The organism is Collinsella sp. SGI.033 (assembly GCF_050315135.1).
Classification (GTDB): domain Bacteria; phylum Actinomycetota; class Coriobacteriia; order Coriobacteriales; family Coriobacteriaceae; genus Collinsella.
The window spans coordinates 1-440 of sequence record NZ_JBNPOK010000075.1 but is presented as its reverse complement, the minus strand read 5'-3'; the positions used below and the strand labels follow the sequence as shown (position 1 = coordinate 440).

At 68.9% G+C, this 440-nt stretch carries 1 pseudogene; it reads right to left on the bottom strand.

Features of this window, described 5'->3' with window-relative positions:
* Positions 1 to 227 precede the first annotated feature (227 nt).
* Positions 228 to 440, bottom strand: a pseudogene (locus tag ACQRC0_RS08820) (IS30 family transposase); the annotation flags it as partial.

Here is a 440-nt window from a genome sequence, read left to right as displayed (position 1 = left end):
GGTTGATTTCCGATCTCAACCGAACACATTGAGCTGATGGCACGCTCCCGCAGTTAACCGAACGTCCCCGCGGCCCCTCTCGGGCCCCGGGGGCGCCGTTTTCCCAGTTGAAGGAATGGTGGAGATGTGTTTCGATGGGTCCGGTGGCCATGCTCCGCCCGCCGCCCGGCACCTCTTCCCAGACTCAGCCGGACGGTCGGTCCGTCTATTCCGTTTTTTCTCCTAGGCTAGGCCAGCGGGGCATCGCCCCTCTCTGCGCGCGCCCTCTCGATGAGCCCCGGCGTCAGGTCGAGTTCCCCGATGGGCACGTCCCCCACGCCGTAGGCGTCCAGCAGCGCCGCCGCGTCCTCCCCGAGCATCGCCCTGAAGGCGCGCGCGGGCGTCGCGAAGCCGAGCGCGCCGCGGGGCTCGGAGTTCACGTGCGACATGGCCAGCGCCAG